Below are 14,135 nucleotides of genomic sequence, written 5' to 3' on the forward strand. Positions count from 1 at the left end.
ATTCTGCGCCGCCTGGCTCATCGGGCTCAACTAACGCTCCTGCTGGTAAGTCGGGCCTACGCCGCGATCGTGATTGCCGTCGAAGTCGGTTCCGGCCTGACGGCCCTGCTGGATCCCCCGGCGGAGGTTGGTCAGCCTCCCGCGTACATCGTCGGGCGCGCGAGACACCTGCGGCCCGCTCTGGGTGGGCTGGGCCGACTGCGCGGCGCCCTCCACGAGATTCGCGCGGGGCACCCGTCGCGGCAACCCGGACGATGTGACACCGCCCGCCGCGGGCTCACGGATCTGCTCGGCACGGCGCCAGCGCTCGTCGTTGGCCGACGTACGCCAGGAACCGGTGCCGTTCAGACCACCGGGACCGGCGGCGTTCGCGCCGTTGGTGCCATGGTGTCCGGCGAACTCGCCGGTGCCCCGGGACGCCGGCTGCGGGCGCGGGGCGGGGGGAACGGTCGGAGCGGCCGGCTGCCCGGATACGGGCGGCTCCGGCGCGGTGGGCCTGGCCGGCCGCGCGGGGCGGCTCGGCTGAGCGGGCTCCGACGGCGCCGACGGGAACTGGGAGTGCCCACCGGAGGTGTCGGTGGGTCCGGCCTGCTCGCGGAACCAGTTCGACTCGATGGTGTCGAAGATCGGCGTACGGCCGTCGCCGGGACCGGCGGGCGGCAGCGACTCTTCCTGCCCGGCGTTGCCGCGCGGGTCCCGGGGGAGCGGGAACTCCCCGGTGTCGCCGGGTCCGGCGGCGCCCACATCCGGACGGGCGAACTCCCCGGTGTCGCCGGGGCCCTGGCCGAGATCGGGGCGGGCGTACTCGCCCGTGCTCCCGGGACCCTGACCCAGGTCGGGACGGGCGTACTCGCCGGTGCTGCCCGGACCCTGGCCGAGCTCCGGGCGCGCGAACTGACCGGTGTCGCCGGGGCCCTGGCTGAAGTCCGGGCGCGCGAACTGGGCGGTGTCGCCCGGTCCGCGGCCCGCGTCCTGCGGTCCGCGGGCACCCGCGGTGTCCGGACGGCCCGGCATCGCGAACTCGCCGGTGTCGCCGGGGCCGCGGCGCGGCTCGAACATATCGGGACCGTCGCCCTGGTCGGGCCGGGCGAACTGGCCGGTGGAGCCGGCCTCTTCATGGCCGCGCGGCGCGTCGCCCGTGTCACGGGGCGTGGTCGGCCAGTCGTCGTCGCCCGCCGCCGCGCGGCGCGCGCCCCAGCTGGTGCCCGGCTGGGTGGGAGCGGGCAGCTCCGGTGCGCGGTCGCGTGTGGGGAGCTGCGGACGGGCGCCCTGGTCGCCGGAGTCGGCACGGGCCGGGGCACCGGTCGGCGGGGCGACGGTCGGGCCGTCACCGCGCTGCGGAAGCGGCGGGCGGCCGGAGTCGCCACCGGGGCCGCCCGGACCGCCGGGGCCCGCGGGGGCGTTGCCCCGGGGGCCGGGAGGCCGTCCGGAGTCGAAGAGGCTGCCGCCGGACGGGGCGCCGCCCTGCGGGCCCGTCCCGGCACCGACCGGCCGGGTCGGCAGTCCGCTGCCGGTGGTGCCGCTGCCGGGCAGCGCGGCGCGTGAGGCGGAACCGGGCACCTGGCGCCGTGAGGGGGCGGAGCCCAGCAGACCCGCCGAGCCGTTCCCCGGTCCGCCGGAACCCGGCGCGCCCGCACCGGCCTTGCCGCCGCCGGGTGCCTGGGCGCCCTGCTTGCGGCCGCCCTGGGCGACGTCGACGGGCAGCATGACCAGGGCCGTCGTACCGCCCGAGTCGGACGGCCGGAGCTGGATGCGGATGCCGTGCCGCAGGGACAGCCGGCCGACCACGAACAGACCCATGCGCCGGGAGACCGACACATCGACCGTGGGCGGGCTGGCCAGCCGCTCGTTGATCGCGGCCAGGTCCTCGGGCGAGAGTCCGATACCGGTGTCGTGGATCTCGACCAGCACCCGCCCGTCGGGCAGGGCGTGACCGGTCACCTTGACCTTGGTCTGCGGCGAGGAGAACGACGTGGCGTTCTCCAGCAGCTCGGCGAGCAGGTGGACGAGGTCGTTGACGACCCGGCCCGCGACCTCGGTCGCCGGGACCGAGCTGAGCTCGATGCGCTCGTACTGCTCCACCTCGGAGGCCGCGGCGCGGAGCACGTCCACCAGCGGAACCGGCCGGGTCCACCGGCGGCCCGGCTCCTCACCGGCGAGGACCAGCAGGTTTTCACCGTTACGGCGCATACGGGTGGCCAGGTGGTCCAGCTTGAACAGCGAGGACAGCTGGTCCGGATCGGCCTCGCGGCTCTCCAGCTCGGAAATGAGCGAGAGCTGACGCTGGATGAGGCCCTGGCTGCGGCGCGAGAGGTTGGTGAACATCGCGTTGACGTTGCCCCGCAGCAGCGCCTGCTCGGCGGCGAGACGGACCGCCTCGCGGTGCACGTCGTCGAAGGCCGTGGCCACCTTGCCGATCTCGTCCCGGCTGTGCACACCGACGGACTCCACGGAGGTGTCCACGTCCTGGGGGTCGGACTCGGAGAGCTGCTTGACCAGTTCGGGCAGCCGCTTCTGGGCGACGTCCTGCGCGGTGTCCTGGAGGCGGCGCAGCGAGCGGACCATGGAGCGGGCGACGACGAAGGCGCCGACGAGGGAGACGCCGAGGACGAGGAGGACCATCGCACCACCGATGATCGCGTCCTGCTGGGCGTCCTGACGGAGCTCATGAGCCTTCTGCTGCATCTCGCTGAGCAGCGACTCCTCGATCTTGCCCATCTCTTCGATCTTGATGCTGTCCTGGTCGTACCAGTCCAGATCGGTGCGCTTCTCGGCCGTCAGGCCGTCCGGGTCGCGGACCGCGCGGTCGGCGTACATGGTCGCCGCCTTGATGTCCGGGCGGCTGTCCAGCGGTTCGAGGAGGTCCTCGGAGTTGCCCTGGCGGATCTGCTTGAAGCGGCCCAGGGCCTCGTTCTCCCGGTCCACCGCGGTCTTGGCGAAGCGGCGGTCGTTGGCGGAGAACTCGGCGCCGTCCGGATCGGCGAGCGCGGCGCTGATCAGCGCGCGCTGGATGGACGCGTACTCCTTCGCGGAGGAGAAGGTGGCCAGCGCGCGGGTGTTGTTGATCATCGCGCGGTTGCTGGTCGCCTGCGCCATGTCCTGGGAGAGCGACAGCAGCGAGTTGATCAGCTCGTTGTAGTTCTGGACCGTCAGCGAGTAGTACTGGCTGTTGTCGTACGCCTTGTCGCGGATCTCATTGATCTTGCCGAGCTGACGGCTGATATCGACGAGCGTGGACTGCACACCGGCCATCGACTGGTCACCGGGGTCGATGTCGTCGGTGGCGGTGCGGAACGCCGAGATGGCGCGGTCGGTGTCCTCACGGGTGGAGACGACGCGGTCGTCCTTGGCGTTGCCCCTGCCCGCCAGCGGCCCCGCCGACTTGTCGCGCTCCTCCTGGAGGGCGCTCGCCAACTGGGTCGCCTGCTGCGTCATCTCGGTGAGCAGCTTCATCTGGTCCAGCTGCTCGATGTTGTCGAGCGAGTCCTGGATCCGCAGGGCGCCCATGGTGGTCGCGGCGACCACGGGGAGCGCGAGCAGGGAGACCAGCCTGGTGCTGATGCGCCAGTTGCGCAGGGCCATGCGGTTGCCGGGCCCGCTGGGGGTCTTGGGCTTGGGCTGCTCGGCGGCCTTGCCGCCGCCGGACCTGCCGGCCGCCTGGGCGCTCTGCGCGCCGGACTCGGAGCCCTGGTCGGCCGACGGCCTGCCGGTGCTCTGGGCGCGCTGAGGCGAGGAGCCGCGGTCCGTCGCACCGCGCGGCTCCGGGTCCGCCGAAGCTTCCCCTCTGCCCTGGCGGGCCGGGGAAGCCCCCATACCATCCCTCTTGAAACGTCCCTGCACTAGCGTCGCAACCTCTGGACCAGGCGCTTCACCGAGCGACGATGAAGCGGTGTCGAGTCGTGGGGGACCGCGATCCCCCCTGTCGGTCGTGAGTGACCGGCGCGCTTCCTTTCGTATCGACAAGAGGAACCCCCGCCGCTCGGCGCCTCTCTGCGCCCCTGCGCCGGCCGATTCCCGCGGCGGTCCCGGGAATTCCAGCACAGTGCCGGATGCTGCAACAAGGGCAGGGGATGAGGGTGTGATGCGCGTGACGCTGCGTACGGGCATTATTACCGGACGTGGAAAGTTATGTCGGCAATAGCGGACGTTTGTGAACGAGTCGAGCGTGCGCCTCGCGTGTCCGGCTAGCGGCGATCAAGAGCGGAACGTCAGCTTCGGAGCGGCAATGTCCGTTTAGGGCGATTGAATCAACTGTCGCCAATGCGGCATTTGCCCGATGATTCGTGAGCAAAATCACATGCTGACGGCGACTTTTTCTGCGAATTCGTGGGCAAGGCCGCCTCTAGCCTGACGCTTTACACAGCCGGTCAAGACGACAACAGCGAGGCATGACCCCAGTGAAGACGACGATGATGTTCCGCACCATAGCCAACCCGCAGCGCACCAACCTGGCGCATCTGAAGGATGCCGAGGAGCTGCGGACCGCGACCGAGGAGCAGCCGGAGCACTCCGTCGATCTGCCGGTCCAGACCGCCAACCCGCGGCGCACCGTGCTGACCGAGGCCCCGGCCCACTGACACCTGACCCGGGACCGCCCGGCCGGGCGGCCGTGGTGGACACCACCGCCCCCGGCCGGCGACGCGGCGGCGCGCGGGACGCGGAGCGATAGCCTGGAGCGTCAGTCTCCAGCGAGTCCAGTTAAGAGGCAGCAGCTTCCCGTGCGCATCGCCAGGTTCTCCATCGACGGCAACGTCGCCTTCGGAGTGGTCGAGGGTGAGCCGTCCGGCCAGGACGGCCCGGTCGTCGACATCATCAAGGGCCATCCCTTCGCCGACTTCGAGCGCTCGGGGCAGAAGATCCCGCTGAGCAAGGTCCGGCTGCTGCCGCCCGTGCTGCCGAACAAGGTCGTCGCGATCGGCCGCAACTACCGTGAGCACGCCGCCGAGCTGGGCAGCGAGGTCCCGGACGTCCCGGTCACCTTCTTCAAGCCGTCCACCTCGGTGACCGGCCCCGGTGACCCGGTCGTGTACCCCTCCTTCTCCTCCGAGGTGCACCACGAGGCCGAGCTGGCCGTGGTCATCGGCCGGATGTGCCGTGAGGTGCCGCGGGAGCGCGTCAAGGACGTCATCCTCGGCTACACCTGCGCCAACGACATCACCGCGCGTGATGTGCAGCGCCGTGAGGAGCAGTGGGCGCGGGCCAAGGGCTTCGACACCTCCTGCCCGCTGGGCCCCTGGGTGGAGACCGATATCGACCTGACGCGTGCCGGGGATCTCGGCATCATGTGCACGGTCAACGGTGAACAGCGTCAGCTCGGCCGTACGAGCGAGATGGTGCGCCCGATCGAGGATCTGATCGTGCACATCACCGAGGCCATGACACTGCTCCCGGGCGACGTGGTGCTCACCGGCACCCCGGCGGGCGTCGGCCCGCTCTCCGTCGGCGACGAGGTCGCCGTCACCATCGAAGGCATCGGCACTCTCACCAACAAGGTGATCAAGCGTGGCTAGCGCAAGCTCCCCCGCCCCCGTGCGGGTTCGTTTCTGTCCCTCGCCGACCGGCAACCCCCATGTCGGCCTGGTCCGCACCGCTCTGTTCAACTGGGCGTTCGCCCGCCACCACGGCGGCACCCTGGTCTTCCGCATCGAGGACACCGACGCGGCCCGCGACTCCGAGCAGTCGTACGAGCAGCTGCTGGACTCGATGCGCTGGCTGGGCTTCGACTGGGACGAGGGGCCCGAGGTCGGCGGGCCGCACGCGCCCTACCGCCAGTCGCAGCGGATGGACATCTACGCCGACGTCGCGGACAAGCTGCTGGAGGCCGGGCACGCCTACCGCTGTTACTGCACCGCGGAGGAGCTGGAGGAGCGCCGTGAGGCGGCGCGCAAGGCCGGGCGTCCCTCCGGTTACGACGGCCAGTGCCGTGACCTGACCGCCGAGCGGATCGCCGCGTACGAGGCCGAGGGGCGTTCCTCGATCGTCCGCTTCCGGATGCCCGACGGGCCGATCACCTTCACCGACCTGGTCCGCGGTGAGCTGACCTTCACGCCGGAGAACGTGACGGACTACGGCATCGTGCGGGCCAACGGCGCTCCGCTCTACACGCTCGTCAACCCGGTGGACGACGCGCTGATGGAGATCACTCATGTGCTGCGCGGCGAGGACCTGCTGTCCTCCACCCCGCGCCAGATCGCGCTGTACCGCGCGCTCGCCGAGATCGGGGTGGGCGGCGGTCTGGTGCCCGCCTTCGGCCACCTGCCGTACGTCATGGGCGAGGGCAACAAGAAGCTCTCCAAGCGCGACCCGCAGTCGTCGCTGAACCTCTACCGGGAGCGCGGCTTCCTGCCCGAGGGGCTGCTCAACTACCTGTCCCTGCTGGGCTGGTCCCTCTCGGCCGACCAGGACGTCTTCTCGATCGAGGAGATGGTCGCGGCGTTCGACATCGACGGTGTGAACGCCAACCCGGCCCGCTTCGACCTGAAGAAGGCGGAGGCGATCAACGCCGATCACATCCGGATGCTGGATGTGAAGGCGTTCATCGAGGCCTGTGGTCCCTGGCTCCAGGCGCCGCACGCACCCTGGGCCCCCGAGCGGTTCGACGCCGCGGCCTTCGAGGAACTGGCGCCGCTGGCCCAGACCCGGCTGACGGTGCTGTCCGACATCACCGCCAATGTCGACTTCCTCTTCCTGGCGGAGCCGGTGACGGACGAGGCGTCCTGGGTGAAGGCCATGAAGCCGGGTGCGGACGCCCTGCTCGCCACCGCTCGGGCCAAGCTGGCCGAGGCGGAGTGGGCGGCCGAGCCGCTCAAGGAGGCGGTCCTCGCGGCCGGTGAGGAGCACGGGCTGAAGCTGGGCAAGGCCCAGGCCCCGGTGCGGGTCGCGGTCACCGGCCGTACGGTCGGTCTGCCGTTGTTCGAATCGCTGGAGGTCCTGGGGCGCGAGCGCACCCTCGCCCGGATCGACGCGGCGCTGGCGAAGCTGGCGGCATGAGTCCACGGGGCGCCGGGTGCCCGGCACGCGGCGCCCCCGCACGGCGAATCCGTTTTGGTGGCCCGTCCACCATCGGGTAATGTTCTTCCTGCGCCGGACGGGCGGGCCGAGAGGCCGACCGGAGGCGCAAACCAAACAAAACCCCTACGAGGGTGGCGTTTTGGTGGGGTATGGTGTAATTGGCAGCACGAGTGATTCTGGTTCACTTAGTCTAGGTTCGAGTCCTGGTACCCCAGCAAGAGATCTTCTCGGAATTCTCCGGTGGATCTCTTGATCAAAGCAGGACCAAGCCCCCGTTGTGTAGCGGCCTAGCACGCTGCCCTCTCAAGGCAGTAGCGCCGGTTCGAATCCGGTCGGGGGTACGGATCCTTCGGAAACGAAGGACTGCTGGGGCCCCCGTTGTGTAGCGGCCTAGCACGCCGCCCTCTCAAGGCGGTAGCGCCGGTTCGAATCCGGTCGGGGGTACTGGTCTATACCATGGGCTATGGTGTAATTGGCAGCACGAGTGATTCTGGTTCATTTAGTCTAGGTTCGAGTCCTGGTAGCCCAGCGCAGTACAGCTTGTGCTGATCAGGCCCCCGTTGTGTAGCGGCCTAGCACGCCGCCCTCTCAAGGCGGTAGCGCCGGTTCGAATCCGGTCGGGGGTACAAGGGATAAGGCCCTCCGCGGTGTGCGGAGGGCCTTTCGCTTTCCTGGCCGGAGCCCCGGGGCATGCCCGCTCAGGTGTCGAAGCGCCGGTGGGACTCCTCGGTCTGCGCCAGCCGCCGCAGGCTCAGCAGCACCGGCTCGTACAGCACGGTCAGTGCGACGACCGCCTCGATCCGCTCCTGCGGTGTGTAGGTCTCCACCAGATCCAGGTCCGCGACAGCCAGTTCGGCCGAGAGCCCGGCGTGCAACTGCAAGTGGCCGGTCCCATGCGGATATCCGAGGCGGTCCAGGGTCGCGATGGCCGACACCAGCATCCGGTACGCGGGGGAGGTGGCGCCCAGCTCTTGGCAGTACGTCCACTCCAGCCGCCCCAGCAGGGTGTCCACCTGCTCCCGGGCGCGTGCCGTCCCGGGGTCGTCCTCGTCGGGCTCGGAGCCGTGTGGCAGTGCCCAGACCGCGGCTCCCATCCGGGTGTTCTCGCTGAGCGACTCGTCCTCGGCGGCGTCCAGCACCTCGCGGGCGGTGGCCACCGGCATCCGGCCGACCTGGATCAGTGCCCGGACCAGCCGCAGTCTGCGCAGATGCTCCTCGCCGTACTCGGCCTTGGTGGCGGTGATCCGCTCGCCCTGCGGCAGCAGCCCCTCGCGCAGGTAGTACTTGATCGTCGCGGTGGACACTCCGCTGCGCTCGCTGAGCTCCGCCAGTCGCATACCTGTTGCACCTTCCTTTGGAGAGTGGCACTATCCAAGTTATGGATAGCGCAGCTATCCAATCCTGTCGCGGCGCGAGGAAACGAGGGATCACCATGGGTGCCGAGCTGCTTGCAGGACGTATGACCGCCGAGGCCGAGGGGGACGTGACCGTCTTCCTGATCGGGATGCGCATCAACCGCTTCCGGGCGCCGCGCAGCTGGCTTCCGGTGTTCACGTCGATGCCGCGGATGCTGCGCGAGCTGTCACAGGACAAGGACAGCGGGATGCTGGCTTACCAGCTGCTGTTCGGCCCGCCGCGGGTGATCTACGTGGTCCAGTACTGGTCGTCGCACGAGAAGCTGCTGGAGTACTCCGTCGCCCAGGACAAGGAGCACCGCCCCGCCTGGGCGGCGTTCAACCGCCGGATCCGGGAGGGCAGGGGCAAGGTCGGCTTCTGGCACGAGACCTATGTGGTCCCGGCCGGTGCCTATGAGTCGGTGTACATCAACATGCCGGAATTCGGCCTGGGGCAGGCCACCGGAGTGGTTCCGGTCGGCCGCCGCGGGGACCGCGCGGCCGACCGGCTGTCACTGAAGAGCGCCTGAGGCCCGCCGGCGCCTTCCTGTTTCCGGGTGCAGGCGGCTCCGCCGCATGGGATGCCGAGCACGGTCGACCACCGACAGGGGCTTCGGCACCCCGGCGGGGGCACCTCCCGGCGGTAGCCGGGGGAGACCCGGGCCCTCGACGGAGGCGATCAGTTGCCTCGGCGCAGGGCGTCGCTGAGCCGTCCGGCGGCGTCGATGACGGCCTGGGCGTGCATCCGGCCCGGGTGCCGGGTCAGCCGCTCGATCGGTCCGGAGACCGAGACGGCGGCGACCACGCGGTTGGAGGGCCCGCGCACCGGCGCGGAGACCGACGCGACGCCCGGCTCCCGCTCGCCGATCGACTGCGCCCAGCCCCGCCGCCGTACGCCCGACAGGGCCGTGGCCGTGAACCGGGCCCCCTGGAGCCCGCGGTGCAGCCGCTCCGGCTCCTCCCAGGCCATCAGCACCTGGGCGGCCGAGCCGGCCTTCATGGGCAGCGTGGAGCCGACCGGCACGGTGTCCCGCAGTCCGGACAGCCGCTCCGCTGCCGCCACACAGATCCGCATATCGCCCTGGCGCCGGTAGAGCTGGGCGCTCTCGCCCGTCACATCCCGTAGGTGGGTGAGCACCGGTCCGGCCGTCGCGAGCAGCCGGTCCTCGCCCGCCGCCGCGGCCAGCTCGGCCAGGCGCGGACCGAGGATGAAACGGCCCTGCATATCGCGCGCCACCATCCGGTGGTGCTCGAGTGCCACCGCCAGCCGGTGTGCCGTGGGGCGCGCGAGGCCCGTCGCCCCGACCAGCCCGGCAAGGGTGGCCGGACCGGACTCCAGAGCGCTCAGAACCAGAGCCGCCTTGTCGAGAACGCCGACGCCACTAGAGTTGTCCATGAAACGATACTCGCGTCTCACACTGTGAAACGCAAGTTCAATTTTCCGGGAGACCCGCCACTCTGGAATGGCGGGCCCGCGGACCAGGGCACGCACCCGATACGAGGCAGGGCCGCGCAGCGACGCCGGCCGGAGGGAAAGCGATGGCACGGACACTCGCGGAGAAGGTCTGGGACGACCATGTCGTCCGGCACGCCGATGGCGAGCCCGACCTCCTCTTCATCGATCTGCACCTGCTGCACGAGGTGACCAGCCCGCAGGCGTTCGACGGCCTGCGCAAGGCCGGGCGCCGGGTCCGTCGTACCGACCTCACCATCGCCACCGAGGATCACAACACCCCGACCCTCGACATCGACAAGCCGATCGCCGACCCCGTCTCCCGCGCCCAGTTGGAGACGCTGCGCAAGAACTGCGCGGAGTTCGGCGTCCGGCTGCATCCGCTCGGCGATGTCGAGCAGGGCGTTGTCCACGTAGTGGGACCGCAGCTGGGACTGACCCAGCCCGGCACCACCGTGGTCTGCGGCGACAGCCACACCTCCACCCACGGCGCGTTCGGCGCGCTCGCGTTCGGCATCGGCACCAGCCAGGTCGAGCATGTACTGGCCACCCAGACGCTGCCGCTGGCGCCGTTCAAGACCATGGCGATCACCGTCGAGGGCGAACTGCCCGAGGGTGTCACCGCCAAGGACCTGATCCTGGCGATCATCGCCAGGATCGGCACCGGCGGCGGCCAGGGCTATGTGATCGAGTACCGCGGCTCCGCCATCGAGAAGCTCTCGATGGAGGCCCGGATGACCGTGTGCAACATGTCCATCGAGGCGGGCGCCCGCGCGGGCATGATCGCGCCGGACGAGACCACGTTCCGCTATCTGGAGGGCCGTCCGCACGCCCCCCAGGGAGCCGACTGGGACGCCGCCGTCGGGTACTGGCGCACCCTGCGCAGCGATGAGGACGCCGTCTTCGACCGCGAGGTCGTCATCGACGCTTCCGCGCTGGCCCCGTTCGTCACCTGGGGCACCAACCCCGGCCAGGGCGCGCCCCTGTCGGCCTCGGTGCCCGACCCCGCCTCCTTCGAGGACGCGAGCGAGAAGCTGGCCGCCGAGAAGGCTTTGGAATACATGGGTCTGACGGCTGGTCAGCATCTGCGCGACATCGCGGTCGACACCGTCTTCGTCGGTTCCTGCACCAACGGCCGCATCGAGGACCTGCGCTCCGCCGCCTCCGTCCTCGAGGGTCGTTCGGTGGCCGACGGGGTGCGGATGCTGGTGGTTCCCGGCTCGGTGCGGGTCGCGCTCCAGGCCGTCGAAGAGGGGCTGGACAAGGTGTTCACCGCGGCCGGTGCCGAGTGGCGCCACGCGGGCTGCTCGATGTGTCTGGGCATGAACCCCGACCAGCTCGCGCCCGGTGAGCGGTCGGCGTCCACCTCCAACCGCAACTTCGAGGGCAGGCAGGGCAAGGGCGGCCGTACGCATCTGGTCTCCCCGCAGGTGGCCGCCGCCACCGCGGTGCTGGGCCATCTGGGCTCGCCCGCCGATCTGTCCGACGTCGACGCAACCGTTCCCGTGGGGGCCTGAGCAGTCATGGAAGCATTCACCACGCACACCGGCCGGGCCGTCCCGCTGCGCCGCAGCAATGTCGACACCGACCAGATCATTCCCGCGCACTGGCTCAAGAAGGTCACCCGCGACGGCTTCGAGGACGGGCTGTTCGAGGCATGGCGCAAGGACCCGGAGTTCGTGCTCAACCGCCCCGAGTACAAGGGCGGGACCGTCCTGGTGGCCGGTCCGGACTTCGGCACCGGCTCCTCGCGTGAGCACGCGGTGTGGGCGTTGCAGAACTACGGCTTCAAGGCCGTCGTCTCGTCCCGCTTCGCCGACATCTTCCGCGGCAACTCCCTCAAGAACGGCCTGCTGACCGTGGTGCTGCCGCAGGAGACCGTCGACCGGCTGTGGCAGCTGGTGGAGTCCGACCCGGCCGCGGAGGTCACCGTGGACCTCGTCGACCGCCAGGTGCGCGCCGAGGGCATCACGGCTGATTTTGAGCTTGACGAGAACGCTCGCTGGCGGCTTCTGGAGGGGCTGGACGACATCAGTCTCACCCTCAGGGAGGAGGCCGACATCGCCGCGTACGAGGCACGTCGTCCTTCTTTCAAGCCCCGTACGGTGGATGCCTGACCCCCCGGTTCTCCCTGTACAGAGCAGGTTTGGCATGATGCGCCGCCAGTCCTCGGACTGGCGGCGCATCATCATGTTGAGGCCCCATGAAGCGACAACTCGCCTCAGATGGCACAATCAGTGCATGGAACGCGACGGCCAACTCGAGCTCTACGGTCTTGTCGCCGCCCGGCTCAAGGAAGCGCACACAAGGGTGCGCACACTGCAAGTCCCGGAGGGCGTACGGATGGCGCTGTCCCGGAAGCTGCTGGTCATCACGTCAGCGGCGAAACACGATCTCGCAGACGCGGCAAGGCGTCTGGAGCGGTTGATGAACGACCTCGACGAGGGGCGTTTCCCCGAAGATCCCGACTCCGACGGAAGTCCGTGACGATCGAGTGCGTTGCGGCACAAGGGTGATTAGCCCGTTTCGTGTTTGATTTGCGGTATATATCTGCCTAACGTGCGAAAAAGCCTGAACAGATTCGTTCTGGCAATGTCTCCGAAGGGGAAGACGTGAACAAGGCGCAGCTCGTAGAAGCGATTGCAGACAAGGTCGGCGGACGGCAGCAGGCCGCCGACGCGGTCGACGCGGTCTTGGACGCCATCGTCCGCGCGGTCGTCGGCGGGGATCGAGTTTCGGTCACTGGATTCGGCTCGTTCGAGAAGGTGGAGCGTCCTGCCCGGTACGCCCGGAACCCGCAGACCGGGGAGCGGGTCCGGGTCAAGAAGACCTCTGTGCCCCGCTTCCGCGCGGGTCAGGGCTTCAAGGACCTGGTGAGTGGCTCGAAGAAGCTTCCGCGCGGTGGCGAGGTCGCCGTGAAGAAGGCTCCCAAGGGCAGTCTCCAGGTCGCCGCGAAGAAGGCCGCGGCCAAGAAGGTCACCGCGAAGAAGGCAGCGGCGAAGAAGGCGGCCAAGAAGGCTCCGGCGAAGAAGGTCACCGCCAAGAAGGCGGCGGCGAAGAAGGCTCCGGCCAAGAAGGTCACCGCCAAGAAGGCGGCGGCCAAGAAGGCCACGGCGAAGAAGGCCCCCGCGCGCAAGACCACCGCGCGCAAGACCGCCAAGAAGACCACCGCCAGGAAGCGCTAGTCAGCGGCGCACCGCCGCACCGTCACGCGCCGGGCCGGGCTCCCTCGGGGAGCCCGGCCCGCGGTGTTCCCGGGGCGTTCAGAACGTTTGCAGGGTTACGAGGACCACGCGGCGGTCCTCGCCCTCGCCCTCCACCTCGATCCGCACCCGCTGCCCCGGGCGCAGCATCCGCAGCCCCCCGGCGTCGAAGGCCGCCGCGTCGAAGGGCACCGGAGTGCCGTCGTCGAGCAGCACACTTCCGGCGCGGGTCTCGGGGTCGTAGGTGTACGCGGTTCCCTGCATGACCGCCACCCTAGCCCTCGCCGCAGGTCCGTTCCGGCACGGGCGGCCGGCCCCCGGACGCGGGAACGGGGCCCGGTTCCGGGCCGTACGCGGCCACCGGGCCCAAGCGGCGGGCGGTGTGCGGACCCACGCCGAGGAGCAGCGCCGCTCGCAGGTCCTCGCCGGTGTCCACATCGCGCCGTACCGAGTCCACACCGGCCAGTTCGATCTCCCGCGCCCCCGACTCCCGGTGCCGGGCCCGGGAGGGCCCGCCGAAGGCCGGGGCGAGCACGGTGCCCGGCGCCGCAGAGAGCAGGGTCGTGCCCACCCCCGCCGCATCCGCCAGAAAGGCGCGTGGGAGCCCGGAAGCGGTGTCGAGCACCTGGTCGAGCTCCGCGGGCCGCAAGGCCGGGAGATCGGCGTTCAGGGCCGCTACAGCGGCTCCTGGGCGTTCCTCCCGGACGGCGCGGGCGCCGTGCGCGAGCGCCGCGTTGAGTCCGCTTCCCGGCGGGTCGGGCAGGATCCGGGCCCCAAGTGCCGACAGCTCACGTCCGGCGAGCGGGTCATCGGTGACCACGGTCACCTCCCGCACCAGCCCGGCCGCCAGCGCCGCCGCCACCGTGTCCAGCGCGAACGCCAGCGCCAGCCCCGGCCGCAGCTCATCACCGGCGGCCTCGGCGAGCCGGCTCTTGGCCCGTGCCAGGGGTTTCAGCGGCACCACCAGCGTCCACGCCACACGGGCTCCGTTTGTTCCCACGGGCTTCATTCTCACCCGCTGTCGGTCTCGTCCGGGACGTGCGGGGTTACGGTGTCCTCGACAGACCGGGTACC

The 14,135-nt window shown here is 70.3% G+C and carries 13 protein-coding genes and 5 tRNA genes; 13 read left to right on the forward strand and 5 right to left on the reverse strand.

Features of this window, described 5'->3' with window-relative positions:
* Nucleotides 1-30: 30 nt before the first annotated feature.
* Nucleotides 31-3,813, reverse strand: coding sequence for a sensor histidine kinase (locus JK363_RS31865; RefSeq protein ID WP_201880637.1), 3,783 nt, complete (start codon nt 3,811-3,813; stop codon nt 31-33).
* A gap of 584 nt (nt 3,814-4,397) precedes the next feature.
* On the opposite strand from JK363_RS31865, the gene JK363_RS31870 reads away from it, so the two are divergent.
* From JK363_RS31870 to JK363_RS31905, 8 genes are all read left to right on the forward strand, one after another.
* Nucleotides 4,398-4,577 carry a hypothetical protein gene (locus tag JK363_RS31870; protein ID WP_201880805.1) on the forward strand — a complete coding sequence of 60 codons (180 nt, stop codon included), beginning with the start codon at nt 4,398-4,400 and terminating at the stop codon, nt 4,575-4,577.
* 141 nt (nt 4,578-4,718) lie between these two features.
* Complete coding sequence (locus tag JK363_RS31875; RefSeq protein ID WP_201880639.1) at nt 4,719-5,510, forward strand: fumarylacetoacetate hydrolase family protein; 792 nt, start codon at nt 4,719-4,721, stop codon at nt 5,508-5,510.
* A complete protein-coding gene (gene gltX / locus JK363_RS31880; protein ID WP_201880641.1) occupies nt 5,503-6,990 on the forward strand; it encodes a glutamate--tRNA ligase in 1,488 nt (495 codons plus the stop codon). The genes JK363_RS31875 and gltX overlap by 8 nt, the downstream gene beginning before the upstream one ends.
* 164 nt (nt 6,991-7,154) lie before the next feature.
* Nucleotides 7,155-7,226, forward strand: a tRNA-Gln gene (locus JK363_RS31885).
* 53 nt (nt 7,227-7,279) lie between these two features.
* Nucleotides 7,280-7,352 (forward strand) — tRNA-Glu (locus JK363_RS31890).
* Nucleotides 7,353-7,382: 30 nt separating this feature from the next.
* Nucleotides 7,383-7,455, forward strand: a tRNA-Glu gene (locus tag JK363_RS31895).
* A gap of 13 nt (nt 7,456-7,468) precedes the next feature.
* Nucleotides 7,469-7,540 (forward strand) — tRNA-Gln (locus JK363_RS31900).
* A 24-nt stretch (nt 7,541-7,564) separates the two neighbouring features.
* Nucleotides 7,565-7,637: transfer RNA gene (locus JK363_RS31905), tRNA-Glu, on the forward strand.
* A gap of 72 nt (nt 7,638-7,709) precedes the next feature.
* Here the strand turns inward: JK363_RS31905 and JK363_RS31910 are convergent.
* Nucleotides 7,710-8,348 carry a MerR family transcriptional regulator gene (locus tag JK363_RS31910; protein WP_201880642.1) on the reverse strand — a complete coding sequence of 213 codons (639 nt, stop codon included), beginning with the start codon at nt 8,346-8,348 and terminating at the stop codon, nt 7,710-7,712.
* 95 nt (nt 8,349-8,443) lie between these two features.
* Here JK363_RS31910 and JK363_RS31915 point away from each other — a divergent pair, with 95 nt between their 5' ends.
* Nucleotides 8,444-8,935, forward strand: coding sequence for a DUF4188 domain-containing protein (locus tag JK363_RS31915; protein ID WP_201880644.1), 492 nt, complete (start codon nt 8,444-8,446; stop codon nt 8,933-8,935).
* A gap of 149 nt (nt 8,936-9,084) precedes the next feature.
* Here JK363_RS31915 and ndgR read toward each other — a convergent pair whose 3' ends face one another.
* Nucleotides 9,085-9,801 carry an IclR family transcriptional regulator NdgR gene (gene ndgR / locus JK363_RS31920; RefSeq protein WP_201880646.1) on the reverse strand — a complete coding sequence of 239 codons (717 nt, stop codon included), beginning with the start codon at nt 9,799-9,801 and terminating at the stop codon, nt 9,085-9,087.
* Nucleotides 9,802-9,944: 143 nt separating this feature from the next.
* Between ndgR and leuC the strand changes: the two genes are divergently transcribed.
* From leuC to JK363_RS31940, 4 genes are all read left to right on the forward strand, one after another.
* The gene (gene leuC / locus JK363_RS31925; protein WP_201880648.1) at nt 9,945-11,375 is read left to right on the forward strand and encodes a 3-isopropylmalate dehydratase large subunit; all 1,431 of its coding nucleotides are present in this window, start codon (nt 9,945-9,947) and stop codon (nt 11,373-11,375) included.
* 6 nt (nt 11,376-11,381) lie between these two features.
* Nucleotides 11,382-11,975, forward strand: coding sequence for a 3-isopropylmalate dehydratase small subunit (leuD, locus tag JK363_RS31930; protein ID WP_201880650.1), 594 nt, complete (start codon nt 11,382-11,384; stop codon nt 11,973-11,975).
* Nucleotides 11,976-12,099: 124 nt separating this feature from the next.
* Nucleotides 12,100-12,345, forward strand: coding sequence for an SCO5555 family protein (locus JK363_RS31935; RefSeq protein WP_176180444.1), 246 nt, complete (start codon nt 12,100-12,102; stop codon nt 12,343-12,345).
* A 125-nt stretch (nt 12,346-12,470) separates the two neighbouring features.
* Entirely contained in the window at nt 12,471-13,043 is a 573-nt protein-coding gene (locus JK363_RS31940) for an HU family DNA-binding protein (RefSeq protein WP_201880652.1), read from the forward strand.
* A 78-nt stretch (nt 13,044-13,121) separates the two neighbouring features.
* Here the strand turns inward: JK363_RS31940 and JK363_RS31945 are convergent, their stop codons facing one another.
* Both JK363_RS31945 and cofC read right to left on the reverse strand, forming a co-directional pair.
* The gene (locus JK363_RS31945; protein WP_201880653.1) at nt 13,122-13,325 is read right to left on the reverse strand and encodes a hypothetical protein; all 204 of its coding nucleotides are present in this window, start codon (nt 13,323-13,325) and stop codon (nt 13,122-13,124) included.
* A gap of 10 nt (nt 13,326-13,335) precedes the next feature.
* Nucleotides 13,336-14,040 carry a 2-phospho-L-lactate guanylyltransferase gene (gene cofC, locus JK363_RS31950; RefSeq protein ID WP_201880655.1) on the reverse strand — a complete coding sequence of 235 codons (705 nt, stop codon included), beginning with the start codon at nt 14,038-14,040 and terminating at the stop codon, nt 13,336-13,338.
* Nucleotides 14,041-14,135 lie beyond the last annotated feature (95 nt).

It is taken from the genome of Streptomyces coffeae, assembly GCF_016741875.1.
GTDB lineage: Bacteria > Actinomycetota > Actinomycetes > Streptomycetales > Streptomycetaceae > Streptomyces > Streptomyces coffeae.

Excerpts from the sequence above, each read along its gene's own strand:
- JK363_RS31865 (WP_201880637.1), bottom strand. The coding sequence starts at position 3,813 with ATGGGGGCTTCCCCGGCCCGCCAGGGCAGAGGGGAAGCTTCGGCGGAC.
- JK363_RS31910 (WP_201880642.1), bottom strand. The coding sequence starts at position 8,348 with ATGCGACTGGCGGAGCTCAGCGAGCGCAGCGGAGTGTCCACCGCGACG.
- JK363_RS31915 (WP_201880644.1), top strand. The coding sequence starts at position 8,444 with ATGGGTGCCGAGCTGCTTGCAGGACGTATGACCGCCGAGGCCGAGGGG.
- ndgR (WP_201880646.1), bottom strand. The coding sequence starts at position 9,801 with ATGGACAACTCTAGTGGCGTCGGCGTTCTCGACAAGGCGGCTCTGGTT.
- leuC (WP_201880648.1), top strand. The coding sequence starts at position 9,945 with ATGGCACGGACACTCGCGGAGAAGGTCTGGGACGACCATGTCGTCCGG.
- leuD (WP_201880650.1), top strand. The coding sequence starts at position 11,382 with ATGGAAGCATTCACCACGCACACCGGCCGGGCCGTCCCGCTGCGCCGC.
- JK363_RS31935 (WP_176180444.1), top strand. The coding sequence starts at position 12,100 with ATGGAACGCGACGGCCAACTCGAGCTCTACGGTCTTGTCGCCGCCCGG.
- JK363_RS31945 (WP_201880653.1), bottom strand. The coding sequence starts at position 13,325 with ATGCAGGGAACCGCGTACACCTACGACCCCGAGACCCGCGCCGGAAGT.